This window comes from Pseudomonadales bacterium (genome assembly GCA_024234215.1).
Lineage (GTDB): Bacteria > Pseudomonadota > Gammaproteobacteria > Pseudomonadales > UBA5862 > JACKOQ01.
This window is the reverse complement of the sequence record JACKOQ010000002.1, coordinates 118,241-141,190: the sequence shown is the minus strand read 5'-3', so window position 1 is coordinate 141,190 and position 22,950 is coordinate 118,241. Positions and strand designations below refer to the sequence as shown.

General features: G+C 64.3%; 26 protein-coding genes and 1 CRISPR repeat array (1 of these 27 running past the window's edge). Of the genes, 20 read left to right on the top strand and 6 right to left on the bottom strand.

The window, feature by feature from the left end; all coding sequences use genetic code 11:
• The first annotated feature begins 236 nt into the window (after positions 1-236).
• From H7A13_04995 to H7A13_04980, 4 genes are read left to right on the top strand one after another with little or no spacing between them, the layout of a single operon-like run.
• The gene (locus tag H7A13_04995; protein MCP5332698.1) at positions 237-773 is read left to right on the top strand and encodes a gamma carbonic anhydrase family protein; all 537 of its coding nucleotides are present in this window, start codon (positions 237-239) and stop codon (positions 771-773) included.
• 10 nt (positions 774-783) lie between these two features.
• Positions 784-993: a DUF1289 domain-containing protein gene (locus H7A13_04990; GenBank protein ID MCP5332697.1), complete on the top strand. Its 210-nt coding sequence runs from the start codon at positions 784-786 to the stop codon at positions 991-993.
• Positions 990-2,171: a formate-dependent phosphoribosylglycinamide formyltransferase gene (gene purT / locus H7A13_04985; GenBank protein MCP5332696.1), complete on the top strand. Its 1,182-nt coding sequence runs from the start codon at positions 990-992 to the stop codon at positions 2,169-2,171. Before H7A13_04990 ends, purT begins: the two co-directional genes overlap by 4 nt.
• Positions 2,172-2,213: 42 nt before the next feature.
• A complete protein-coding gene (locus tag H7A13_04980) occupies positions 2,214-2,879 on the top strand; it encodes a glutathione S-transferase family protein (protein ID MCP5332695.1) in 666 nt (221 codons plus the stop codon).
• 353 nt (positions 2,880-3,232) lie between these two features.
• Here the strand turns inward: H7A13_04980 and pdxH are convergent, their stop codons facing one another.
• Complete coding sequence (gene pdxH / locus H7A13_04975) at positions 3,233-3,850, bottom strand: pyridoxamine 5'-phosphate oxidase (GenBank protein ID MCP5332694.1); 618 nt, start codon at positions 3,848-3,850, stop codon at positions 3,233-3,235.
• 433 nt (positions 3,851-4,283) lie between these two features.
• On the opposite strand from pdxH, the gene H7A13_04970 reads away from it, so the two are divergent.
• The 13 genes from H7A13_04970 (at position 4,284) to H7A13_04910 (ending at position 14,519) form a co-directional block, all read left to right on the top strand.
• Entirely contained in the window at positions 4,284-4,766 is a 483-nt protein-coding gene (locus tag H7A13_04970; protein ID MCP5332693.1) for a DUF177 domain-containing protein, read from the top strand.
• Positions 4,767-4,812: 46 nt separating this feature from the next.
• On the top strand, positions 4,813-4,995 hold the full coding sequence (gene rpmF, locus H7A13_04965) for a 50S ribosomal protein L32 (protein MCP5332692.1): 183 nt from the start codon (positions 4,813-4,815) through the stop codon (positions 4,993-4,995).
• Positions 4,996-4,998: 3 nt separating this feature from the next.
• On the top strand, positions 4,999-6,012 hold the full coding sequence (gene plsX, locus H7A13_04960) for a phosphate acyltransferase PlsX (protein MCP5332691.1): 1,014 nt from the start codon (positions 4,999-5,001) through the stop codon (positions 6,010-6,012).
• 45 nt (positions 6,013-6,057) lie between these two features.
• Positions 6,058-7,011 (top strand): ACP S-malonyltransferase, encoded by a 954-nt coding sequence (gene fabD / locus H7A13_04955; GenBank protein MCP5332690.1) that lies wholly within the window; start codon positions 6,058-6,060, stop codon positions 7,009-7,011.
• A gap of 38 nt (positions 7,012-7,049) precedes the next feature.
• Positions 7,050-7,793: a 3-oxoacyl-ACP reductase FabG gene (gene fabG, locus H7A13_04950; protein ID MCP5332689.1), complete on the top strand. Its 744-nt coding sequence runs from the start codon at positions 7,050-7,052 to the stop codon at positions 7,791-7,793.
• 137 nt (positions 7,794-7,930) lie between these two features.
• Complete coding sequence (acpP, locus tag H7A13_04945) at positions 7,931-8,170, top strand: acyl carrier protein (GenBank protein ID MCP5332688.1); 240 nt, start codon at positions 7,931-7,933, stop codon at positions 8,168-8,170.
• Between the two features lie 95 nt (positions 8,171-8,265).
• Positions 8,266-9,507: a beta-ketoacyl-ACP synthase II gene (gene fabF / locus H7A13_04940; protein ID MCP5332687.1), complete on the top strand. Its 1,242-nt coding sequence runs from the start codon at positions 8,266-8,268 to the stop codon at positions 9,505-9,507.
• A gap of 127 nt (positions 9,508-9,634) precedes the next feature.
• Positions 9,635-10,537 carry an aminodeoxychorismate lyase gene (gene pabC, locus H7A13_04935; GenBank protein MCP5332686.1) on the top strand — a complete coding sequence of 301 codons (903 nt, stop codon included), beginning with the start codon at positions 9,635-9,637 and terminating at the stop codon, positions 10,535-10,537.
• Entirely contained in the window at positions 10,534-11,586 is a 1,053-nt protein-coding gene (gene mltG, locus H7A13_04930) for an endolytic transglycosylase MltG (protein MCP5332685.1), read from the top strand. The genes pabC and mltG overlap by 4 nt, the downstream gene beginning before the upstream one ends.
• A 1-nt stretch (position 11,587) precedes the next feature.
• On the top strand, positions 11,588-12,229 hold the full coding sequence (locus H7A13_04925) for a dTMP kinase (protein ID MCP5332684.1): 642 nt from the start codon (positions 11,588-11,590) through the stop codon (positions 12,227-12,229).
• A complete protein-coding gene (gene holB / locus H7A13_04920; protein ID MCP5332683.1) occupies positions 12,226-13,254 on the top strand; it encodes a DNA polymerase III subunit delta' in 1,029 nt (342 codons plus the stop codon). The genes H7A13_04925 and holB overlap by 4 nt, the downstream gene beginning before the upstream one ends.
• A gap of 69 nt (positions 13,255-13,323) precedes the next feature.
• A complete protein-coding gene (locus tag H7A13_04915; GenBank protein MCP5332682.1) occupies positions 13,324-13,674 on the top strand; it encodes a PilZ domain-containing protein in 351 nt (116 codons plus the stop codon).
• Between the two features lie 41 nt (positions 13,675-13,715).
• Entirely contained in the window at positions 13,716-14,519 is an 804-nt protein-coding gene (locus H7A13_04910) for a TatD family hydrolase (GenBank protein MCP5332681.1), read from the top strand.
• A gap of 51 nt (positions 14,520-14,570) precedes the next feature.
• On the opposite strand, the gene H7A13_04905 is transcribed toward H7A13_04910, so the two are convergent.
• The 5 genes from H7A13_04905 to H7A13_04885 all read right to left on the bottom strand — a co-directional run bounded on the left by H7A13_04905 (position 14,571) and on the right by H7A13_04885 (position 19,895).
• On the bottom strand, positions 14,571-15,233 hold the full coding sequence (locus H7A13_04905; protein ID MCP5332680.1) for a discoidin domain-containing protein: 663 nt from the start codon (positions 15,231-15,233) through the stop codon (positions 14,571-14,573).
• 171 nt (positions 15,234-15,404) lie between these two features.
• Entirely contained in the window at positions 15,405-16,106 is a 702-nt protein-coding gene (locus H7A13_04900) for a hypothetical protein (GenBank protein ID MCP5332679.1), read from the bottom strand.
• A gap of 154 nt (positions 16,107-16,260) precedes the next feature.
• On the bottom strand, positions 16,261-16,902 hold the full coding sequence (locus H7A13_04895) for a response regulator transcription factor (GenBank protein ID MCP5332678.1): 642 nt from the start codon (positions 16,900-16,902) through the stop codon (positions 16,261-16,263).
• A 10-nt stretch (positions 16,903-16,912) separates the two neighbouring features.
• Positions 16,913-18,820 carry a histidine kinase gene (locus H7A13_04890; GenBank protein ID MCP5332677.1) on the bottom strand — a complete coding sequence of 636 codons (1,908 nt, stop codon included), beginning with the start codon at positions 18,818-18,820 and terminating at the stop codon, positions 16,913-16,915.
• A 64-nt stretch (positions 18,821-18,884) separates the two neighbouring features.
• Positions 18,885-19,895 carry a GTP-binding protein gene (locus H7A13_04885; protein ID MCP5332676.1) on the bottom strand — a complete coding sequence of 337 codons (1,011 nt, stop codon included), beginning with the start codon at positions 19,893-19,895 and terminating at the stop codon, positions 18,885-18,887.
• A 168-nt stretch (positions 19,896-20,063) separates the two neighbouring features.
• On the opposite strand from H7A13_04885, the gene trxB reads away from it, so the two are divergent.
• Genes trxB through H7A13_04870 form a run of 3 tightly spaced genes read left to right on the top strand, consistent with a single transcriptional unit; the run spans position 20,064 to position 22,487 of the window.
• Entirely contained in the window at positions 20,064-21,017 is a 954-nt protein-coding gene (gene trxB, locus H7A13_04880; GenBank protein MCP5332675.1) for a thioredoxin-disulfide reductase, read from the top strand.
• Positions 21,018-21,035: 18 nt separating this feature from the next.
• The gene (locus tag H7A13_04875; GenBank protein ID MCP5332674.1) at positions 21,036-21,770 is read left to right on the top strand and encodes a leucyl/phenylalanyl-tRNA--protein transferase; all 735 of its coding nucleotides are present in this window, start codon (positions 21,036-21,038) and stop codon (positions 21,768-21,770) included.
• Between the two features lie 9 nt (positions 21,771-21,779).
• Complete coding sequence (locus H7A13_04870; GenBank protein ID MCP5332673.1) at positions 21,780-22,487, top strand: arginyltransferase; 708 nt, start codon at positions 21,780-21,782, stop codon at positions 22,485-22,487.
• Positions 22,488-22,498: 11 nt separating this feature from the next.
• Positions 22,499-22,950: direct repeats of the CRISPR family, unit length 37 nt; unit sequence GTTTCAATCCGCTCCCGGCTTTTCGGCCGGGAGAAAC (it continues 2,675 nt past the right edge of the window).

Here is a 22,950-nt window from a genome sequence, read left to right as displayed (position 1 = left end):
GCATGGATCTCAATCAATCCATTTGCATAATAGAGGCATAGGCAAGAACATTTTCTTATTTGAAAGCCGAAATCGTCGGTTTTTTGTCCTGTCACGCCCGGTTTTGGCAGAAATTCCGACGCTGTTGGCGGCGCTGGCTTGCCGCCGTCTATGGGTGGATTGGTTTAGAATGGCGGCAGACTCGAAGCAGCCCTGTCCCGCTTCATCCTTGATCAACCCGCCATGGAGAGAGAACAGTGATCTACCGTCTGGGTGAACGTCAGCTCGAAGTGTGTGGCGATGAGTTCTTTGTCGCCGACAGCGCCGTGGTCATCGGCAGCGTGCGGCTCGAGAGAAATGCCAGCATCTGGTTCAACGCAGTGCTGCGGGGTGACAACGACCTGATCACCATCGGCGAAGATTCCAACATCCAGGATGGCTCGGTGCTGCACACCGACCATGGGGTGCCGCTGACCGTGGGTCGGGGGGTCACCGTCGGTCACAAGGTGATGCTGCATGGCTGCACCATCGGTGATTACAGTCTGATCGGCATGAACGCAGTGGTGCTGAACGGCGCCCGCATCGGAAAATATTGTCTGATCGGCGCCAACACGCTGATTCCGGAGGGCAAGGAGATTCCCGACGGCTCGCTGGTGATGGGTTCGCCGGGCAAGGTGGTACGCGAGATCTCTGATTTGCAGAGAAAGATTCTCGAGGGCAGCGCCCAACACTATGTCGAAAATTCCAGGCGCTACACGCAGCAGTTGCGGCTCGATCCGCGCTTTCATGGCTGATCCGCAGATCATGGGTGAGCGGCCGCCGCCGTCGCCCTGTGTGTCGGTCTGTGCGCTGGATGAAATGGACATCTGCATCGGCTGTCACCGCTCCGTGGATGAGATTGCGGCGTGGTCGCAGCTCAGCGCTGCGCAGAAGTGGCAGGTCATTCAATTGAGTCAGGCACGCGTCCGGGCTGCGGGTGGCTGGCTGATTCCCCCGGATGGAGCAGAACCGTGACAGAGATAGGTACCCCGAACTCCCCGACCGCGCTGCGGGTGCTGCTGCTGGGCAGCGGTGAACTCGGCAAGGAGGTGGCGATCGAGCTGCAACGGCTCGGTGTCGAGGTGATCGCTGTCGACCGCTATGCCGATGCGCCGGCGATGCAGGTGGCGCATCGCGCCCATGTCATCTCGATGCTCGATGGCGCTGCGCTGCGGCGGGTGGTCGAGCTGGAGCAGCCCCACTACATCGTTCCGGAAATCGAGGCGATCGCCACCGATGAGCTGCTGAAACTCGAGGCCGAAGGCCATCGGGTGGTGCCCACCGCGCGGGCGGCACGGTTGACGATGGACCGGGAGGGCATTCGCCGGCTGGCTGCCGAAGAGCTGGGCCTGCCCACCTCACCTTACGGCTTTGCCGACAGCGAGGCGGAGCTGATCGAGCAGGTCGCGCGAATCGGCTTTCCCTGCGTGGTCAAGCCGGTGATGAGCTCCTCCGGCAAGGGGCAGTCGGTGGCGCATGACCAGGCCGGGCTCATCAAGGCGTGGCGCTATGCCCAGGAGGGCGGTCGGGCCGGTGCCGGACGGGTCATCATCGAAGGCTTCGTCCGGTTCGACTATGAGATCACCCTGCTGACCATCCGTCACCGCGACGGCACCACCTTCTGTGCGCCGATCGGCCACCGACAGGAGGCGGGCGACTACCGTGAATCCTGGCAACCACAGCGGATGAGCCGGGCTGCGCTCGAACGCTCCGAAGCGGTGGCCGCCAAGGTGACCGAAGCGCTGGGCGGTTTTGGCCTGTTCGGTGTCGAGCTGTTCATCTGCGGCGATGAGGTCTACTTCAGCGAGGTGTCGCCCCGCCCCCATGACACTGGCATGGTGACGATGATCTCGCAGGATCTCTCCGAATTCGCCCTGCATGCACGCGCCCTGCTGGGGTTGCCGATTCCGAATGTGCGCCAGCTGGGGCCTGCCGCCTCGGCGGTGATTCTGGTGCAGGGGGCGTCGCAACAGCCGAGCTATGGTGCCCTGGAGCTCGCTCTGGCCGAGCCCGATACCCAGTTGCGCCTGTTCGGCAAGCCCGATGTGGCCGGACAGCGGCGCATGGGCGTCGGCCTGGCACGGGCCGACAGCGTCGAAGCGGCGCTGGAAAAGGCCAAGCGGGTGGCAGCCGCGGTCAGGGTCAGGCTGTAAATCGATGCTGTCCCACTCAATAAGATCACCAAGGAGACTCGCATGAAGCCGACCCTCTATGGCGCTCCACTGTCACCCTTTGTGCGCAAGGCACGCATCGTGCTGGCCGAAAAGGGCATCGACTACGATCTGGTGCCGCTCGATCCGTTTCGCAAGAGTGAGGAGCTGCTGCGACTCAGTCCGCTCGGACGGGTCCCGGCGCTGGTCGACGATGGAAAAACCCTGGCCGACTCCGGCGTCATTGCCCAATACCTCGAAAAGAAGTGGCCGACGCCGCCGCTCTATGCCGATGACCCCTACCTGCATGCACGGGTGGTCTGGTTCGAGAAGTACGCCGACTACGAACTGGTGCCACTGTGCACCTTTTCGGTTTTTCGCCAGCGCCTGCTGATGCCGATGATGGGACAGGGTTGCGATGAGCAGCTGGTACAGAGCGCGCTGCAGAAGTTGCCGGCCCACTTCGACTACCTGGAGCAGCAGCTCGACGGCGCCGACCATCTGATCGACAACCGTCTCACCGTGGCCGACATCGCGGTGGCTTCGCAGTGCATCAACATGGGGCATGGCGGCGAATGTGTCGATGCCCAGCGCTGGCCGACGCTGGCAGCACTGGTCGAGCGGGTGAAGGCACGCCCCAGTGCCGCGGACTGCCTGGCGCAAGAGGCGGCGATCATCGACAAGATTCGCGCTCGCACGGCTGGCGGCTGAGCTGCATCAACCCGGCGATGTTTCAATGGCTGTTCGCCCGGAAGTTCCTGGAGCGCTGATCGGATCGCCGCTGGGGTTGGGTCTGCCAGTTCGAGACGGCATCGATCTGCATGAGATGCTCCGTCATCGGTCGGACCGCGATGGGAGGGCCGACCGTGTCGTTTGGTCTCTCTGCGCGATGGATGTCCGTTGAAGACCCGTTAATTGGAAAAATCAGCCAGTTGGCCGGCAGGCGCCTTCTGGTTTGGGATCGAGTTTCGTTTCGTCGGGAAGGGAGGAAAAAGAGGGCGGTCGATTCCCGGGAGGGCGAACAGATCAAGGGGCGCCCGGTCGCGCCATTGGTACAGGGACCATCACGGAGCCAAACGTTTCAGGGACCAGGTTTGATCCGGGCGGCGCTGATACAGCAAGCGGTCGTGCAGTCGGTCGATTCGCGCCTGCCAGAATTCAAAACGCAACGGAAGCAGCCGGTATCCGCCCCAGCCCGGCGGCCGCGGAATCTCCCTGTCGGCGAAATCGCGGGTGAAGCGATCGATTCTCGCGTCCAGCTCCTCGCGTCCTTGCAGCACCCGGCTTTGCGGCGACGCCCAGGCGCCGATCTGACTGCCCTGTGGGCGGGTGCGGAAGTAGGCGTCCGATTCGGCGGGATCGATCCGTTCGACGCCGCCTTCGATGCGCACCTGCCGAAGCTGAACCGGCCAGTAGAACAGCAGGGCCGCAGAGGGGTTGTGGGAGAGTTCCGCACCCTTGCGGCTTTCATAATGCGTATGGAAGACCAGCCCATCTTCATCGAACTGCTTGAGCAGCACGATTCGCGCGCTGGGGCGACCATCGACACCGACGGTCGCCAAGGTCATGGCGTCCGGTTCGGGTGGATGCAGGGGCCGGGCAGCATCATACCATTCACGGAACAATCCCCACGGGTGGGGCGGCGCTTCGTGTTCATTCAAGGGAGGGAAGAGGGTGGTCATGGTCAAGATGGCTGCTCCAGACAAGAAAATGGGGACAGTCTGATCTATCCCAAGATAGCTCAGGCCCGGATCATTTCCCTCATCAGGATAGTCTGGTGAGCTGTCCGATCTGAACAGGGTGTTCCATGGTCCGCCTGTCGCGACCTTTGTGCTTGGCCAACCGCTGTATGCGATCCAGCGCAGCAACCGCCGCGAACCCACCCTCCAGGAGCGGTTCATCGATTGCCATGCAACACTGCTCTGCATCAACCCGGCCTGCTTCAACTCAAAGCTCGCCGGCTGGCTTGTCATCTGCCACGCTTTCATCTTAAATCGTTGCTCGGCCTGATCTCCCCGGTAAACTGGCGCCTCCAGAACCACCCGGTGCCGAAGGTGCTGGAGCAGTGCGACTCTTTGACACGTCTGCTTGCGGCATTTAGAATCTCGCCCCCTTATGTCATCTGATTTGCTGCCTCTTCGGGTCGATCCGTTCAAGTTGGTCAAAAGCGGTGCTGTGCTCGAGGGACGGCTCCAGATGGGGCGCTTTCGCCGGTTCTGTGCCGAGCTGACCGGCGATGAAGGTCAGCTCTTCGTCCAGTTGCAGGCCGGACGTGATGAGCAGGGGGTTGCCTGCCTGGCGGGCCGTCTGACCGGCGAGGTGGGGCTGATCTGTCAGCGCTGTCTGGAGCCGATGCGCCACCCGATCGATGTGCCGTTTCGGTTGGCACTGCTGCAGAGCGAGGCGTCGATCGAGCGGTTGCCCGACAGTTACGATCCGCTGGTGCTGCCGGCAGAGGCCGGCGCCGTCGAGTGGCCGGTGCTGCTCGAGGATGAGCTGCTGTTGAGCTTGCCGATCATTCCCCGCCATCCGTGGGCGGAGTGTTCGGCGCCCGGGGAGTACTTTGCTGCGGCCGATCGGACCGATCCGGCGCAATGAATTTTGAGTGAGACATTGATTCCGTCATTGAACGAGAGAACAGAAGATGGCCGTACAACAGAACCGTGTGACCCGCTCCAAGCGTGACAAGAGACGCTCGCATGATGCCCTGACGCCGCCGACGCTGTCGGTCGACAGTGTCACCGGCGAGACCCATCGCCGCCACCATGTCAGCGCCAATGGCTACTACCGTGGACGCAAGATCGTCTCGGGCAAGGACGACGATTGATGTCTGACCATGCGGACCGTCGCCATTGATGTGATGGGCGGGGACCACGGTCCCGCCGTCACGGTTCCGGCCGCGCTTCAGTCGCTCTCCCGCGATCCGCTGCTCCATCTGCTGCTGGTCGGGCGGCAGGAGCAGATCACTCCGTTTTTGCGCGATGTTCCGGCTGCGCTGCACGAGCGGCTGCAGACCATCGATGCCCGTGACGTGGTGGCCATGGATGAGCGCCCGTCGGTGGCGCTGCGCAGCAGAAAACCTTCGTCCATGTGGTTGGCCATCGAATGTGTGCAGTCCGGTCGGGCGCAGGCCTGTGTCAGTGCCGGCAACACCGGCGCACTGATGGTGATCGGTCGTCATCTGCTGAAGATGGTGGCCGGCATCGACCGTCCCGCCATCATCACCCAGATTCCGACCGCCACTGGCCATTGCCATCTGCTTGATCTCGGCGCCAATGTCGCGCTCACCTCCGAGCATCTGCATCAGTTTGCCATCATGGGCTCGGTGGCCGCTGCCGCGATGGATGGTCTTGAGGCGCCGCGGGTGGGCCTGCTCAACATCGGTGAGGAGGAGATCAAGGGCAATGAGCAGATCAAGCTGGCATCGCAACTGATCCGGGAGAATGCCCGGCTCAACTACATCGGCTACATCGAAGGCGATGACATCTTTCGCGGCGCCGCCGACGTGGTGGTGTGTGACGGTTTTGTCGGCAATGTCGCCATCAAAACCAGCGAAGGGCTGGCCGAACTGATCGACCAGCGGCTCAATGCGGCGTTCAGAGCCAACATTCTGAGCCGGTTCGTTGGCTTGCTGGCATGGCCGATCCTGCGGCGGCTGCGCAGACAAATCGATCCTGGCCGCTATAATGGCGCCACCCTGCTGGGGCTGCAGGGCATTCTGGTCAAGAGCCATGGCGATGCCGATGTCGATGGCTTCCGTCAGGCCATCGAGGTGGCGGTACGGGAGGTCGACTCCGATGTGCCGCAACAGATTCACCGCATGCTCGAAGCCACACTGGCGTAATCAAGAATAATCACACTCTGCCGTCGATCCACGATGAGGGATGCAATGTCTGGCTTCACCGCTTTCGTCTTTCCGGGCCAAGGTTCACAGCAGGTCGGCATGCTGGCCGATCTGGCGCAGCACTTCGCGCTGGTGCAGGAGACCTTTGCCGAGGCCAGCGAACAGCTTGGCTTCGATCTGTGGCAATTGACGCAACAGGGGCCGGAAGAGCAGCTCAACCAGACCGCCAACACCCAGCCGGCGCTGCTGGCGGCCAGTGTGGCGATCTGGCGGGTGTGGCGCTCCTTGGCCGCACCGCTGCCGGAGTGGGTGGCAGGACACAGCCTCGGTGAATACTCCGCGCTGGTGGCGGCCGAGTCGATCGACTTTGCCGATGCGGTTCGGCTGGTGCGCACCCGTGGGCTGCTGATGCAGGAGGCGGTGCCGGTCGGCGTCGGTGCGATGGCCGCCATTCTGGGTCTGGAAGATGCCGAGGTCGAGGCGGCCTGCGCTGAAGCGGCTGGTGATGAAGTGGTGGCCGCAGCCAACTACAACGCTCCCGGGCAGGTGGTGATTGCTGGCCACCGGACGGCGGTCGAGCGGGCCATCGAGTTGATGAAGGCGCGCGGCGCCAAGCGTGCCATGCCGTTGCCGGTCAGTGTCCCTTCGCACTGCGCGCTGATGCGCCCGGCGGCGGAGCGGCTGCGCGGCGAGCTGGCGTCGATTCAGATTCGCGCGCCGCAGATCAAGGTGGTGCAGAACGTTCATGCCCGTGAGGAGCACCAGATCGAAGCGATTCGCGCCAACCTGGTCGCCCAGCTCGACCACCCGGTGCGCTGGACCCGCTCGGTCGAGACGCTGGCTGCCGCCGGCGTGGCAACCACCATCGAATGTGGACCGGGCAAGGTGCTGTCCGGGCTCAACAAGCGCATCGACAAGCGCCTGAACACCTTCGCCATCCAGGAGTCGGCCTCACTGCACGAGGTGGCGACGCAGCTCGCCAATGGCAGCATCGGCTGATCGCATCAGTTTTTTCATCCCCATCAGGAGAGCAGAGCGTGAGTCAGGAAGCCAGAATTGCACTGGTCACCGGCGCCAGCCGGGGCATCGGCCAGGCCATCGCGCTGGCGCTGGGTGCCCAGGGTGCCACCGTGGTCGGCACCGCAACGACCGAGGCCGGCGCGCAGAAGATTTCGGCCACCCTGGCCGAACAGGGCATCAGCGGCAGCGGCTTCTGTCTCGATGTCTGCAGCGATGAATCAGTCGCTGCGGTGTTGCAGCAGATCGAAGCACAATTCGGCACACCGCTGATTCTGGTCAACAACGCCGGCATCACCCGCGACAACCTGCTGATGAGAATGAAGTCGAACGAGTGGGATGAGGTGATCGACACCAATCTGAGTGCTCTCTACCGCACCTCCAAGGCCATGCTGCGCGGCATGACCAAGGCGCGCTGGGGACGCATCGTCAACATCGGTTCGGTGGTAGGGGCCATGGGCAATGCCGGCCAGACCAACTATGCTGCGGCCAAAGCGGGCATGGGTGGCTTCACCCGGGCGCTGGCCCGTGAAGTGGGCTCGCGCGGCATCACCGTCAATGCGGTCGCGCCGGGCTTCATCGACACCGACATGACCCGCGCGCTGGATGAGGCTCATCGTCAGACACTCCAGCAGCAGATTCCGCTCGGACGCCTTGGATCGGCGGCCGAAGTGGCGGCGGTGGTGGCATTTCTTTGCAGTGAATCAGCCGGTTACGTCACCGGAGAGACCCTGCATGTCAATGGCGGAATGTATATGGCTTAAGGTCAACTTTTTGGGCTACAATGCCGCCGCAAAATCGGCGGGCCCAATTCGGGTTGTTGCCTTTTCATGAAGATGCCTGAAGGGTGGCCGTTGGCCCACTTCTTGGAATTCAACATTATCGGGAGATAATACGCACCATGAGTAGCATCGAAGACCGCGTCAAGAAGATCATTTGCGAACAGCTTGGCGTGAAGGAAGAAGACATCACCAACGCCTCTTCCTTTGTCGAGGATCTGGGCGCAGACTCCCTGGACACCGTCGAACTGGTGATGGCGCTCGAAGATGAATTCGAGACCGAAATTCCCGATGAAGATGCCGAAAACATCACGACCGTTCAGCAAGCCATCGACTACGTCAAGCGCAATCTCGAAGCCTGAGACCGCGCCTGTTCAGTCAAGTGAGCAGTGGTAAAGCCGTCTCTGTCCCGCACAGAGCGGCTTTTGTTTTGGGCGAGTGAAAGAGGGTGAATGCCGTGTCAAGACGCAGGGTGGTGGTGACGGGCATGGGGATGCTGACCCCCCTCGGCAACACGGTTGCCGAAACCTGGGCTGCGATCCTGGCTGGACGCAGCGGCATCGGCCCGATCGAGACCTTCGATGTGACCGCCTACGCCACGCAGTTTGGTGGAGGATTGAAAGGGTTCGACGTCGAGCAGTACATCCCGCAGCGGGATGCCCGCCGCATGGATCCCTTCATTCAATATGGCATGGCGGCAGGCATTCAGGCCTTCGAGGATGCGGCGATCACGGTCACCGAAGCCAACGCCGAGCGCATCGGCGTGGCCATCGGCTCGGGCATCGGTGGCCTGCTGACCATCGAGCAGAGCCGCGACGTGGTGCGGGACAAAGGCCCGAAGCGCGCCTCACCTTTCTTTGTGCCGTCGGCCATCATCAACATGATCTCGGGCAACCTGTCGATCAGGTATGGTCTGAAGGGGCCCAACATCGCCATTGCCACCGCCTGCACCACCGGGGCGCACAACATCGGCATTTCGGCGCGGCTGATCCAGTCGGGCGATGCCGACGTGATGGTCTGCGGCGGTGCCGAGATGGCCACCACCGAAGGTGGTCTGGCCGGTTTCTCCTCCGCCAAGGCGTTGTCGACCCGCAATGAGGCGCCGCAGGCCGCCAGTCGGCCTTGGGACCGTGACCGGGATGGTTTCGTGCTGAGCGATGGTGCCGGTGCACTGGTGCTGGAGGAGTATGAGCACGCCAAGGCCCGCGGTGCACGGATTCTGGCCGAACTGGCGGGCTTCGGCATGAGCGCCGATGCGCACCACATCACCTCACCGCCGGAAGATGGCGCCGGCGCCGCGCAGGCAATGCGCAGTGCGCTGCTGGATGCCAGACTGACTGCGGAGCAGATTCAGTACATCAATGCCCATGGCACCTCGACCCCGCTGGGTGATGTGGCCGAATCGAAGGCCATCGAGTCGCTGTTCGGCGAGGCCAGCCGCACTGTCGCGGTCAGTTCCACCAAGTCGATGATCGGCCATCTGCTCGGCGCGGCCGGTGCGGTCGAGGCGATCTTCTGCATCCTGGCACTGCGCGATCAGGTGGCGCCGCCCACCATCAACCTCGACAACCCCGATCCCGAGTGCCGCCTCGACTATGTGCCGCACCAGGCTCGACCGATGCGCATCGATGCCGCGCTCTCCAACTCCTTTGGCTTTGGCGGCACCAACGGCAGCCTGGTTTTTTCCAGAATGCGCTGATTGCCCAGGCGGCCCGGCAGCCGTGAGGCCTTGCCGCCGCTGCATCGGCGTTGCGTCACCACGCCGGGTGCGACAGGTGGTGTCGCTGTTGATTCCTTCCAGAACACGTCCACTGACACGATGACCGATGTCGACACTCCGTGACGCCGCAATACCAGGCAGTGATCTTCGGCTGCTGTGGGTCAATGGCCGGGCCGAGCCGTTTCTGCATCCGCTCGACCGTGGTCTGGCCTATGGCGACGGGCTGTTCCAGACCATGCGGGTGGTGGGGGGCGCCATCCCGCTGCTGGGTCACCACCTGCAACGGCTGAGCGAGGGGCTGCAGCGGCTGGCGATCGAGTGTGACCTTGCATCGATCGAGCGGGAGATCGGCCAGTTTCTGGCCGCGCTGGGATCGGAGGAGGCCAAGGCCGACTGGGTCCTGAAGCTGACCCTGACCCGCGGGGTTGCCGGACGCGGCTATCTGCCGGCGGCCGGAGTGGTGCCGACGCGGATGCTGGCGCTGTTTCCCGGAACGCCCTTTCCGGCACCGCAGAGCGAGTCGGGGGTGACGGTTCGGCTCTGCCGGCTGCGGCTCTCCCGTCAGCCGGCATTGGCGGGCATCAAGCATCTGAACCGCCTCGAACAGGTGCTGGCGCGCAGCGAGTGGCATGATGCGCGGATCGCCGAGGGGATCCTGCGCGACGAGGCAGGCCAGTTGATCGATGGCGTGATCAGCAACCTCTTCGTCGTGCGCGGTGGTGTGGTGGAGACGCCGCGGCTCGACCAGTGCGGAGTGGCCGGGGCGATGCGCGCCTTCATCATCGCGCGCTGTGCTGCGCTGTCGATTCCCTGTCGCGAGGTGGCACTGTCGCTCGAACAGGTGTTGTCGGCCGAGGAGATCTTTCTCAGCAACAGCCTGTTTGGTCTCTGGCCGGTGGCGCAGTGGCTCGATGAGGCGGGCGGTGACCTGGGCTGGCGCCTTGGCGGGAATCCAGTGCTGCGGCGCCTGCAGGTGGAAGTGAATTCACTCTTTCTCGCTGCGTCATGAAGCGATCGCTTCGCACTGTCACGCTGTGGATGGCGCTGTTTGGCGTGGTGGTGGGTGCCGCCGCGCTCTTTGTCCATTCGAGCGTTCAGGCATGGCTGAACCGGCCACTTCCGGCGCAGGGGCAGTTGTTCGAGGTCCTTCCCGGCGATTCGCTCTGGGCGGTGGGGCAGCGGCTGCAACGGCAGGGTCTGCTGTCACCCGCCTGGCTGCTGACTGCCGTCGGTCAGTGGCACGGGGTGGCGGGGCGGATTCAGGCGGGCGAATATCAGCTCGATGTCGGCAGCACGCCACAATCACTGCTGCAGAAGCTGCTGCGGGGCGAGGTGGTGGTTTATCGCGTCACCTTCGTCGAGGGCTGGACGCTCCGGCAGGTGCTTGACCTGCTGCAGAGACAGCCCAAACTGGAGCACCGTCTGGCCGCAGCGGATGATGCCGAACTGGCCAGGGTGCTCGAGCTCGATTCGGCGCAACCAGAAGGGTGGATCTATCCCGACACCTACCACTACCGCAAGGGAGAGAGTGATGTGCAACTGCTGCGACGTGCCCATCAGAGCATGAAAAAGCGGCTGGCCGAGCAGTGGAGCGGGCGGGCGACCGACCTGCCGCTCAAATCGCCCTATGAGGCGCTGATTCTGGCCTCGATCGTCGAGAAGGAGACCGGACAGGGCAGCGAACGACCGCAGATTGCCGGCGTCTTCGTGCGACGGTTGCACAGTGACATGCCGTTGCAGACCGACCCGACCCTGATCTACGGTCTGGGTGCCTGCTTCGACGGCAACCTGACCCTGGCCGATCTGCGCCGCCCCGGCCCCTACAACAGCTACCTGAACAAGGGGTTACCGCCGACGCCCATCGGCCTGCCGGGCGAGGCGGCGATTCAGGCGGTGCTGCATCCAGCGGCGGGGGATGCGCTCTACTTCGTCGCCAAGGGTGATGGCAGCCACCACTTTTCGGCCACGCTGGAAGCGCATCAGCAGGCCGTTGAACAGTATCAACAGCGTCAGCGCCGTGCCGATTACCGGTCGGCGCCGCGAAATGGCGGGCAGTGAGATGCAGCGGGGCCGTTTCATCACCATCGAAGGCAGCGAGGGGGCGGGCAAGAGCAGTTGCCTGCGCAAGATCTCCGCGCTGTTGCAGCAGTTGTCGATCGAGCATCGCATCACCCGCGAACCGGGTGGCACCGAGCTGGCGGAGGCGATCCGCGACCTGCTGCTTCGGCCCTGGGCTGAGCCGGTTCAGCCGTTGACCGAACTGCTGCTGCTGTTTGCCGGCCGGGCACAACATATCCAGCAGCTGATCGAACCGGCGCTGGCGGCCGGAATCTGGGTGGTCAGCGACCGCTTCACCGATGCCACCTATGCCTACCAGGGCGGCGGGCGCGGAGTGCCGCAGTCGATGATTGCACAGCTGGAGCAGCTGGTGCAGGGCGAGTTGCGTCCCGACCTGACGCTGTTTCTCGACCTGCCGGTGGCGGATGGCCTGCGGCGGATCGATGGGCGGGATGGTGAGCTGGACCGTTTCGAGCGTGAACAGATCGACTTCTTCGAACGGATACGGGCCTGCTATCTGGCGCGCAGCGCGGCCGAACCGGAGCGTGTCCGCCGCATCGATGCCTCCGCACCGCTCGATCAGGTGACGGCAGCCATCGAACAGACCCTGCGGCAGGCGATTCAGCGCTGGAGCGCGCCATGAGCGTTCCACGCGAAGCGGGTCAGGATCCGCTGGCGCCGCCGCTGCCCTGGCAGCGGCCGCAGTGGCAACGGCTGGTCGAGCTGCAACAGCAGCAGAAGCTGGCCCACGCGCTGCTGCTGAGCGGTCCGCAGGGAATCGGCAAGCGCTGCTTTGCCGAGCGTCTGGCCGCCTGGCTGCTCTGCCACCAGCCAGGGCGCGAGCAGGCCTGTGGCGCCTGCCGCAGCTGCGGCTGGATTCGTGCCGGCACCCATCCCGACCTGTTCTGGCTGCTGCCGGAATCGCCGGCGCGGGTGATCAAGATCGATCAGGTGCGCGAAGCCAACGAATTCATGCAGTTGAGCGCCCAGGCCGGTCACGGCAAGGTGGTGATCATCGACCCGGCCGATCAGCTCAACCGCAATGCCGCCAATGCGCTGCTGAAATCGCTCGAGGAGCCGGCCGCCGAGCGCTGGCTGCTGTTGGTCAGCAGCCGCTATGGCATGTTGCTGCCGACCATCGTCAGCCGCTGTCAGCGGTTGACGATGGTCGAACCCACGGCGCCGCAGGCGCAGGCGTGGCTGCGTGACCACACCGATGCCGAACTGCCGTGGGATGAAATTCTGGCTGCCAGCCGCAACCGGCCGCTGCGCGCGCTCGATCTGGCGCGGGAGCCGCTCTGGAAGCAGTACAACCGGGCCTTGACCCTGTTGAGCGCCATCTCGACTGGGCGGAGCGATCCGCTGCTGCTGGCCGAAGGGGGCGAGCAGTTCGATCCCGAACTGCTGATCGACTGGTGGTGGGGCTGGCTGGTCGCGGCGATCCGGCTGGCCAGCGGTCTGGCGGCCGACCTGCCGCTGCCGACGGAGCTGACGACCCGGGCCGGGCAGGCCAGTCCGCTGGCGCTGTTCGACTTTCTGAACCGGCTGGAGCAGGCGCGCACGATTCAGGGGCAGCAGATCACGCTGAACCGTTCGCTGCTGCTGGGCGATCTGGCCCTGCGCTGGCGCGATGCCTTTGCACGGCGGCAGCCGTTGCAAATGGGCTAGACTGATACAATCGCAACAGTTCATGGTTCTGATGATGTGGAACGCAGTATCAACCGGGAGATCGACCGCATGAAGCCTCGTCAGGGCAGCGGGCATGGAATTCTTTCCCTGACCATCAAGGACAAGGCCGTGCTCTTTGCCGCCTACATGCCCTTTGTCAGGCATGGTGGCCTGTTCATTCCCACCTCCAGAAACTACCAGCTGCATGATGAAGTGTTCATGCTGCTGCAATTGATGGAAGAGCCCGACAAGCTGCCAGTGGCCGGCAAGGTGGTCTGGGTGACGCCCAAGGGGGCGCAGAGCAACCGCGTCGCCGGCATTGGCGTGCAGTTCAGTGGTCAGGATGACACCGCGCGCAACAAGATCGAGACCTATCTGGCCGGCATGCTCGAAACCGACCGGCCCAACCACACCCTGTGACCCGACTGGCCGGCAGCAAGCCGGCGCCGCGGATTTGTCCGATGTTCGTAGATTCCCACTGCCATCTCGACCGTATCGATCTCACCCCCCATGGCGGCTCGCTGGAGGCTGCCATTGCGGCGGCCCGCGCGGCTGGCGTCAGCGGCATTCTCAACGTCGCTGTCGATCTGAACGAGTTTCCCCAGGTGTTGGCGACCGCTGCCAGCCAGCCGGCGGTGTGGGCAACCTGTGGTCTGCATCCGCTGGAGGTGGCGGAGCCACTGCCGACGGTCGAGCAACTGCTGGCGTTGGCGGCGGATGCGCGGGTGGTGGCCCTTGGCGAGACCGGGCTCGACGGCCACTACGGCAGCGAGCAGAGCGCACTGCAGCAGGAGAGTTTTCGTCGTCATCTGCTGGCCAGCCGGGCACTGCGCAAGCCGGTGGTGGTGCACAGCCGCGATGCCCGGGCGCAGACCCTGGCCCTGCTCGAAGCCCATGCCGACCCGGCGGTGGGCGGCGTGCTGCACTGCTTCACCGAAGATTGGGCGATGGCCGAGCGTGCGCTCGAGCTCAACTTCCATGTCTCGTTCTCGGGCATCGTCACCTTCAGGAATGCCGATGCACTGCGCGAGGTGGCACGTCGGGTGCCGCTCGATCGGCTGCTGATCGAGACCGACGCCCCCTATCTGGCACCGATCCCCTATCGCGGCAAACGCAACGAGCCGCGCTACCTGCCGGCGGTGGGCCACTTTGTGGCGCAACTGCGCGGCATCGCGCCGCAGGCGCTGGCCGAACAGACCAGCGCCAACTTTTGCACCCTGTTCAGAATCGATCCGGCGCTGCTGGCGGTGGCGACGCGGTCATAGCTCCCGCACTGCCAGTGCCCTCTGGCAGTCGCAGCCCTCAACAAGATCGGATCACTGGCGACGGCGCATCACGGTCAGCAGACCGAGGCCGGAAGCCAGCAGGCTCCAGGCGGCCGGGGTGGGCACCGGTGCCGGCGGCGCATGCCCCTCGACGCGCAGCTCGGCCATGTAACCCCAGTGCAGGCTGCCTGAGCTGACCGTGTAGCGCAGGTAGCGGGCCAGCACATTGCTGGTGAGGGTGCTGTTCTGCACATCATGCACGCCGCCGAACTCGATGCCACCCAGATTGACCGAGGCCGGTTGCGACAGGGCCGGCTCCTGATGGTAGGCGCCGGAGCCGACCGTCACCCAGCTGGTGCCATCGCTGCTGGCCGAGAGGGTGTAGGGGTTGCCATAAGCATAGATGCCATACAGCTCGACACGGTCCAGCAGGTAGGCCGATTTGAAGTCGACCTCTACCCAGCCGCCCCAATAGCCTGAGTTCCAAGTATTGAGTCCGGTGTTGCCGCTGGCGCCATAGTCCTTGTCGAGGATGTTGCTGTGGTCATATTGAGCTTTGTCGCAGCCGGTGTAGCAACTGCCGGCAGAGGTGGTGATGCCGGGCAGATCGGTCAGCACTGCGGCCTCGGCGACCGACAGTGTGGTGGCACAGGCCAGGATGGCCAGGGTGAGTTTGCGCAGGGTTGCCGGCGGTTGCGGATGGATGCTGTTCATCTTCGACTCCAGGGGGTTGATCAAAAAGTACTGGAGCAGATGCTATTGGAGTGGATCGATGTGCGGCACCCCGTGGTTACGGGGGGAGACGGCTTTCGGGTTGTGTCGAATGCGCCAAGGCCGTGCGCGCTGGCACGGCCTTGGGCAATGGTCTTTGGTTGCGGGTGCGGTTCAGCACGACCGGGCCAGGCGCGGCGCCAGCCCAAGCAGGCCCAGTCCGGAGAGCAGCAGTCCCAGGCCACCCGGCAGCGGCACCGGTGCTGGTTGAGAGGTCAGTGTGCTGTTCAACCAGAAGGCATCCCAGCCGTTGTTGACCGACAGACCGCGCAGTTCGAGGGTGTTGAGTCCCTGCAGGAACAGACCGCTGCCAGCGGCAATGGAGAAAGGGTTGTCCGCGGCAAAGGAGTAGCTGTTCCCGCTGGTGCCGGCGATCAGCGTGCCATTGATGTAGACCCCTCTGGCGACGTCGGCGACACGGAAGGCGCCACTCAGCGCCACTGTGGCGAGGTCATGGCCAGTCAGATCGAAGGTTCGGCGCGCATAGACCGTGTTGTTGACACCCCAACCGGTCGTCGGATTGGTGGCGGTCACGCTGGGGGTGCTGATCCAGGCCGCGTTGCTGTTGACCGATTCCATGCCACAGCAGATCTGCCCTGAAACCATGTTGGAGCCGGGATAGGCCACGCGGGCAGCCGAAAAGTTCATGCCATCGGTGGAGATGGTCCAGAAGGGATCGATGCTGCCCGCAGCCAGTGTGGTGCCGCTGCTCGATACGCCGCTGTTGAGGGCGAGGGCAGCAAGGCTGGTGAGCGGAGTTGCCAGTGCAATGGCAGTGAAGGTCGAGATTGCGATCGACTTGACGGAGGTGTTCATGGCTGATTCCTGTGCAGTGGACGGGGAATGCTGACTGATCCGCACCGCACCGACGGGGTGTCCGGCGGTGCGGTGCGTCAGAATATCCAGTGGATCGGTCAACGCATCCCCGTGAACACGGGGGAGACGCGCCAGAGCAGGTGCGAAAGCGGGCCTACACCAGCCCGAAGTTGTGGGCGGTCAGTGCCGCCTCGGCGCGGGAGGAGACATTGAGCTTGCGGTAGATCTCCTTGACGTAGCCATCGACGGTGTGGCGGCTCAGTTGCAGCAGCCGGGCGGTTTCGGTCAGGGTCATGCCCTTGCTGATCAGCCGCAGCACCTCATGCTCGCGCGGGGTCAGCGTCGGCTGCGCCTCCGGCAGTGGCTGGGGCGGCTCTGCCTTGAACGAACCAAGAATCCGCCGGGCGATGCTCGACGACAGCGGTGGCTGCCCGGCGGCGATGCCCTGCAGCAGCCGGGCTGCCTCGTCGCGGCCCTGATCCTTGAGGATGTAGCCTTGGGCGCCGGCGCGCAGGGCGGCAAAAAGGTGGTTGTCGTCGTCATAGATGGTGGCGACGACGCAGAGGGTCGCCGGCGCGCGCTGATTGAGCAGTTCGATCAGCTCGATGCCGCTGCCATCGGGCAGGCCCAGATCGATCAGTGCCATGTCGGGCGGTGGGGAGGTGGCCAGCCAGTGGCGTGCCTCGGCGAGGCTGGTGGCGCAATGGATGGCCATGTCGGCAAAGCTCTGTTGCAGCGTCTGGCTCAGCCAGAGTCTGTTTTCGGCCAGATCCTCGACGATCAATCCGTTTTTCATCATCGGGCCATTATGGTTGTTCCGGCAGGGTGCGCCACCCCTTGCCCACGGGGGGTAGCCGCAGCAGAATCCGGGTGCCCGCTGCCGAGCTGTCGATGTCGATGCTGCCCCCCAGCGTGGCCATGCGTCTGCGCATGTTGGCGATGCCGTGGCCAGTGCCATCCGCCTGCGGTGCCATGCCGCGGCCGTTGTCGGCGATGCAGAGCTGGCGCACTCCATCGACCTCGCTGCTGTGAACATGAACCTGGCTGGCGCCGGCATGTTTGAGGATGTTGGTGAAGCACTCCTGCACGATGCGCTGCATCTGCAACGCCTGCCGGGCGCTCAGCAGACGGTCGGGCAGCGTGCTGTCGAGTTGCCAGAACAGCTCGATGCCGGCCTGCTCCAGCCGGCTGGCAAAGCGGTGGCGCAGTGTCGCCAGCACGCCGTCGAGGTCATGCTCCTGCGGGGTGATGGAGTTCATCACCATGCGCATCTCATCGAGACATTCGCGCAGCAGTTCCGCCATGCCGGTGGCATCGATGCGTTTCGACTCCACCAGTCGCAGCGCGGTGACCAGTTGTCCACCCAGACCATCGTGCAGGTCGGCGACGATGCGTTGTCGTTCGGCCAGCATCGCCTGCTCACGGTTCAGCTCCTCGATGCGGGCGAAGTTGGCCTCCAGCGCGGCATGTTTGCTGGCGACCCGCAGCTCCAGATCGCGGTTGAGCTGTTCGAAGCGGTTGAGCACATCGACGAAGCGGCTGGTCATGATCCAGCCCACCACCAGAAACAGCAGTGGCGCGCCATAGTGCAGCAGATGCAGGTCGCCCGGACGGACCCAGAGGATCGATCGGCTCCAGACCAGCCAGCGGTTGTGCAGCAGCCAGTCATGCAATCCGAGGCTGATGGTCAGCCACAGCGCCAGTGCCAGCAGCAGGCTCTCCGGCGTGCGCCGCTGCCAGGCGACCCGGGTCAGCAGCAGCGTCATCGCGCCGGTGGCGGGCAGCGGTGCGCTCTGCCAGATGACCAGCAGTTGTGGCAATCCGTCGGTGAAGGCCAGCGGCAGCGTCAGGATCGGCAGCAGCAGGGTCAGCCACAGCCCCTGCTCCAGCCGGCGCGGGCGCAGGTCGAGCAGGCGCAGCAGCGAGATCAGCAGCAGGGCGGCAAAGAGCGGGAAGACCGAATGGATCAGAATCTCCCAGTCGCGGCTGGCGAGCGGCACCTTCACCAGGTAGAGGTTGGTCGAGTTGAGCGCCCAGAGCAGTGCCGACAGGCCGAAGTAGCCATACATGGTGTCCTGCCGGCGCCGCCACCACAGGCCCAGCATCAGCAACCCGGTCGCCGTGATCAGCAGCGTCATGCTCTGGTTGAAGGTGATGCGCAGAAAGTGCAGCCGCTCGTAGTCGGGGCGCAGCTCGCGCTCCGGTCCGATGAAGGGTGGATAGAGGCTGTTCTGCGAGTAGCCGAGGGTGTGCAGCCGCAGATGGAGGCGGTTGTGGCCGGAGCGCAGTGCATCCCGTGGCAGCAGAAACAGCAGCGGGCGGTTCCAGTTGCGCGCCAGCGGCTCATCGAAGCGGCCGCCATCGCCGATCAGCACGCCGTTGAGGTAGACCGCCACGTTCATGCAGAGCCGTGGCAGGTAGATGGCCTGGGTCAGAGGCTCATCGCCCGACCAGTCGAAATCGAAGCGGTACCAGCCGACACCGCCGATGCCATTGCGGCTCTGGGTCCAGATGTCGGGCAGTGGCTGCGGCTGCCAGGCGGCATCGTCCGCTGGAGGCTGCTGCGCATCACTGAGCAGAAAGCGGGCCTCGTGCAGCTCCAGCACCTGCGTCCAGCCCGGCTGCAGGGCCAGCAGCAGCCAGCCGCCCAGCAGCAGACAGAGGGCAGACCGTCCTTTCAGAAGGCGTGGGCGTGCGGTGTGTCTGGCGTTCATGCGGTCGTGACGACCGCGTTGTCGATCAGATGGCTCATCGCTTGAGCATAGCCGGCAGTCCCGGCTATTGCAGCGTCAGCAGCAGATCCTGTTCGATCGCATCCCAGTCGAGCGGTTCGCTGTCGATGATCTCGATGCGACCGGCCTCCTCGCTGCGGGTCGGTGACACCGACAGCGCGCCGCTCTCCATGTTCAGCACCAGACGCCCCTGGCTGGTGTCGACCACCGCCTTGCAGCGCAGCACCGTCAGTTGTGACACCAATTGCATCAGCAGCGACAGCGAAAAGCGGGTGTCAGGGGCAAACAGCCAGCCGCAACTGTAGTGTCCCTGTCCCTGGTTCTCGCGCCGGACGAAGCGCTGACCGACAGCCAGCCGCACCGATTCGATGCTGGCCGGTTCGGCGTCGTCTTCGCCGTGGTGGTGATGGTGGTGCGCATCGAGCACCACCGCGGTGGTGGAAGGGCGCGCCAGCCGCGGCAGGTCGAGCCAGGCGGGATCGATCTGGCCATGGGCCACCCACTCCTGCGCCGGCCGCGGGGTCGGCAGCGCGGCCAGCAGCTGTTCGAAGCGCTGCCGGTCCTGCGCATCGCACAGGTCGCTCTTGGTGCCGACGATGAGATCGGCCAGCCGCAACTGCGCGTTGAAGGTGTCATTGTCGAGGTAACGCGCATCGCCCAGCTTGCGTGGATCGACCAGACAGAGGTTGGCGCGCAGCTCGAGCTGTGACCGGTAGTGCTCGTCGGTCAGCATCTTGCCGATCTGCTGCGGATGGGCGAGGCCGGTCGGCTCGATCAGCAGCCGGTCGGGCCGGGCTTGGGCGATCAGCAAATTGAGTCCGACCCGCAGCGGCAACCCGGCCACACAGCAGATGCAGCCGCCGGTCACCTCACGCACATAGGCGCCCTCGCCGGCCAGAATCGCGCCATCGATGCCGATCTCGCCAAACTCGTTGACCAGCACTGCCCAGCGCTCATCGGCCGGCTTCTGTCTGAGCAGGTGCAGAATCGCGGTGGTCTTGCCCGCGCCGAGAAAGCCACTGATCAGATTGGTGGGAATGGGCCGGGATGCCGACATCGGGACTCCTTGCAGAAAGATAGGACTGAATTGCGCACGGATTCTAGCCGTCCGCGTGACGGCTGGCGATCGGCCCGGCAGCAGGCCTGCCCAAGCGCGGCTGGGCGCTCTTCATGGCGCATGGCTATAATCGGCCTCCCAAATCCAACTGTGGAGCCGCACTGCCTCATGACCACCGTCCAGCACCATCCGCTCATCATCCTCGGTTCAGGCCCGGCCGGCCTGACCGCCGCCATCTATGCCGCGCGCGCCAACCTCGCTCCGGTGGTCATCAGTGGCCTGGAGCTGGGCGGACAGTTGACCACCACCACCGATGTCGACAACTGGCCTGGTGATGTCGAGGGGTTGCAGGGACCGGCGCTGATGGCGCGGATGCAGCAACATGCCGAGCGGTTCGAGACACGGATCGTGATGGACCGCATCATCGAGGCCGACCTCAGCCGCCGCCCGTTCCGGTTGCAGGGCGACAGTCAGGCCTACAGCTGCGATGCGCTGATCATCGCCACCGGCGCCTCGGCCCGCTACCTCGGCCTGCCCTCCGAACAGCTCTACCGCGGCCGTGGCGTCAGCGCCTGTGCCACCTGCGATGGCTTTTTCTACCGCAAGAAGCGGGTGGCGGTGATCGGTGGCGGCAACACCGCGATCGAAGAGGCGCTCTACCTCTCCAACATCGCCGCCGAAGTGGTGCTGGTGCACCGGCGCGATCAGCTGCGCGGCGAGAAGATCATGCAGCAGAAGCTGCTCGACCGTGCCGCCACCGGCAACATCCGCATCGAATGGAACCAGACGCTCGACGAAGTGCTGGGCGATGACAGCGGCGTCACCGGCATGCGGCTGCGCTCGACGCTGGATGGCCAATGCCAGCAGATCGACCTGCATGGCATTTTCATCGCCATCGGTCACCAACCCAACACCGGAATCTTCAGTGGGCAACTGGAGATGGAGGGTGGTTACATCAGGATTCAGGGCGGCGGTTGGGGCAACGCCACGGCCACCTCGGTGCCCGGCGTCTTTGCCGCCGGTGACGTGGCCGACTCGGTCTACCGGCAGGCCATCACCTCGGCCGGCTTTGGCTGCATGGCGGCACTCGATGCCGAGCGCTATCTCGACGGCCATGGCTGATGGCGGCGGAGTCAGCGGATGAGCGTTCAGGCGCCGGCGCTGCTCGACCCCGGCCAGATACACTTTCCGCCGATCGAGCAGGCGCTGGAGGAGCCCAACGGCCTGCTGGCGATTGGCGGTGACCTCTCCCCCGAGCGGCTGCTGCACGCCTATCGGCGTGGCATCTTTCCCTGGTATGAGGCCGGGCAGCCGATCCTCTGGTGGTCGCCCGACCCGCGTGCGGTGATCTTTCCGGAGCACTACCGCCCCTCGACCAGCCTGCGCAAGCGGATTCGCCGTGGCGATTACCAGGTCACCACCGACCAGGCATTCAGCGCCGTGGTGGCCCACTGTGCGGCCCCGCGCGCCGGGGCGACCGGTACCTGGATCACCCGCGAGATGCATGCCGCCTACTGCCGTCTGCATCGCCTCGGCTTTGCCCATTCGGTGGAGAGCTGGCAGCAGGGTGAACTGGTCGGTGGCCTCTATGGCGTGGCGATCGACCGGGTCTTCTTCGGCGAATCGATGTTCAGTCGCCGCAGCGATGCCTCCAAGGTGGCCTTTGCCCAGCTGGTCGACTGGCTGCGAGAGTGGGGCTATCGGCTGATTGACTGTCAGGTGGCCAATGACCACATGATCAGCCTGGGTGCCGAGCAGATCGACCGGGCACGTTTTGCACGGTTGTTGCACGAATATTGTCAGCGCGGGCAAAGTTGCCGGCCATGGGTGCGCGATGCTGGAGCGGTTGCCGATCAACCGCCCGCGAACCAGTGAGTGGAGGCCATGACCAGTCAGACCCAGATCAAGCTCTTCAGCACGCTGCCCCATCCATGCAGCTACCTGCCCGATGAGGTGGCCACCTCGCTCTTCGTCGATCCGGAACTGCCGATGACCGGCCGGCTCTACACCGTGCTGTCACGCATGGGGTTTCGTCGCAGCGGCGCCCATGTCTACCGCCCCAACTGCCGCAGTTGCAGCGCCTGCCTGTCGATCCGCATTCCGGTGCAACGCTTTGCGCCCGACCGCCAGCAGCGCCGGGTCTGGAAGAAGAACGACGATGTCACCCTGCAACTGGTCGAATCGATCGACAGCGCCCTCCACTATGACCTCTACGAGCGCTACATCTGCCAGCGCCATGCCGATGGCGACATGTTCCCGCCCACGCCCGAGCAGTTTCACTCCTTTCTGGCCACCGCCTGCGACTTCACCCGCTTCATCGAACTGCGCATCGGCGAGCAGTTGATCGCGGTGGCGGTGGCCGACCTGCTCGATGATGGACTGTCGGCGGTCTACACCTTCTTTGATCCTGACCTGGAGCCACGCAGCCTCGGCGTGCTGGCGGTGCTGTGGCAGATCGAGTACTGCCGTCAGCGCGGGCTGCCCTATCTCTACCTGGGTTACTGGATTCAGAACTGCCGGAAAATGCGCTACAAGCTGCGCTATCGGCCGGCCGAACTGCTGATCGACCAGCGCTGGATCCAGCTCAACTGAGCGGCGGCCCGGTTTCAATCCGCTCCCGGCTTTTCGGCCGGGAGAAACCATGGTGGAAAGCGCACTACCCTCCAAATGGGTGGTTTCAATCCGCTCCCGGCTTTTCGGCCGGGAGAAACCACACCATCACCGCCCCTGTCCCGCTCAGCACTGAGTTTCAATCCGCTCCCGGCTTTTCGGCCGGGAGAAACCTTGTGGAGGAATGCAGAAATGAACGACGAGCCTAAGTTTCAATCCGCTCCCGGCTTTTCGGCCGGGAGAAACGCCGGTACCCAGTACCGTCGATAACGTCCGAGACCGTTTCAATCCGCTCCCGGCTTTTCGGCCGGGAGAAACGCTCAGGCTCTGCGGCAACCGCTGCACCAGCGTATGTTTCAATCCGCTCCCGGCTTTTCGGCCGGGAGAAACAGAGATGCGCCGCCAGATATTAATGCACCACCGATAATGGTTTCAATCCGCTCCC

Bases quoted from the DNA above. Each gene is read 5' to 3' on its own strand.
- H7A13_04915 (MCP5332682.1), top strand. From the start codon at position 13,324: ATGAAGCCTCGTCAGGGCAGCGGGCATGGAATTCTTTCCCTGACCATC.
- holB (MCP5332683.1), top strand. From the start codon at position 12,226: ATGAGCGTTCCACGCGAAGCGGGTCAGGATCCGCTGGCGCCGCCGCTG.
- H7A13_04875 (MCP5332674.1), top strand. From the start codon at position 21,036: ATGAGCGTTCAGGCGCCGGCGCTGCTCGACCCCGGCCAGATACACTTT.
- H7A13_04925 (MCP5332684.1), top strand. From the start codon at position 11,588: ATGCAGCGGGGCCGTTTCATCACCATCGAAGGCAGCGAGGGGGCGGGC.
- H7A13_04990 (MCP5332697.1), top strand. From the start codon at position 784: ATGGGTGAGCGGCCGCCGCCGTCGCCCTGTGTGTCGGTCTGTGCGCTG.
- mltG (MCP5332685.1), top strand. From the start codon at position 10,534: ATGAAGCGATCGCTTCGCACTGTCACGCTGTGGATGGCGCTGTTTGGC.
- H7A13_04970 (MCP5332693.1), top strand. From the start codon at position 4,284: ATGTCATCTGATTTGCTGCCTCTTCGGGTCGATCCGTTCAAGTTGGTC.
- H7A13_04870 (MCP5332673.1), top strand. From the start codon at position 21,780: ATGACCAGTCAGACCCAGATCAAGCTCTTCAGCACGCTGCCCCATCCA.
- H7A13_04885 (MCP5332676.1), bottom strand. From the start codon at position 19,895: ATGTCGGCATCCCGGCCCATTCCCACCAATCTGATCAGTGGCTTTCTC.
- H7A13_04980 (MCP5332695.1), top strand. From the start codon at position 2,214: ATGAAGCCGACCCTCTATGGCGCTCCACTGTCACCCTTTGTGCGCAAG.
- H7A13_04900 (MCP5332679.1), bottom strand. From the start codon at position 16,106: ATGAACACCTCCGTCAAGTCGATCGCAATCTCGACCTTCACTGCCATT.
- H7A13_04905 (MCP5332680.1), bottom strand. From the start codon at position 15,233: ATGAACAGCATCCATCCGCAACCGCCGGCAACCCTGCGCAAACTCACC.
- H7A13_04910 (MCP5332681.1), top strand. From the start codon at position 13,716: ATGTTCGTAGATTCCCACTGCCATCTCGACCGTATCGATCTCACCCCC.
- H7A13_04890 (MCP5332677.1), bottom strand. From the start codon at position 18,820: ATGAACGCCAGACACACCGCACGCCCACGCCTTCTGAAAGGACGGTCT.
- pabC (MCP5332686.1), top strand. From the start codon at position 9,635: ATGTCGACACTCCGTGACGCCGCAATACCAGGCAGTGATCTTCGGCTG.
- trxB (MCP5332675.1), top strand. From the start codon at position 20,064: ATGACCACCGTCCAGCACCATCCGCTCATCATCCTCGGTTCAGGCCCG.
- fabD (MCP5332690.1), top strand. From the start codon at position 6,058: ATGTCTGGCTTCACCGCTTTCGTCTTTCCGGGCCAAGGTTCACAGCAG.
- H7A13_04895 (MCP5332678.1), bottom strand. From the start codon at position 16,902: ATGAAAAACGGATTGATCGTCGAGGATCTGGCCGAAAACAGACTCTGG.
- acpP (MCP5332688.1), top strand. From the start codon at position 7,931: ATGAGTAGCATCGAAGACCGCGTCAAGAAGATCATTTGCGAACAGCTT.
- rpmF (MCP5332692.1), top strand. From the start codon at position 4,813: ATGGCCGTACAACAGAACCGTGTGACCCGCTCCAAGCGTGACAAGAGA.
- pdxH (MCP5332694.1), bottom strand. From the start codon at position 3,850: ATGACCACCCTCTTCCCTCCCTTGAATGAACACGAAGCGCCGCCCCAC.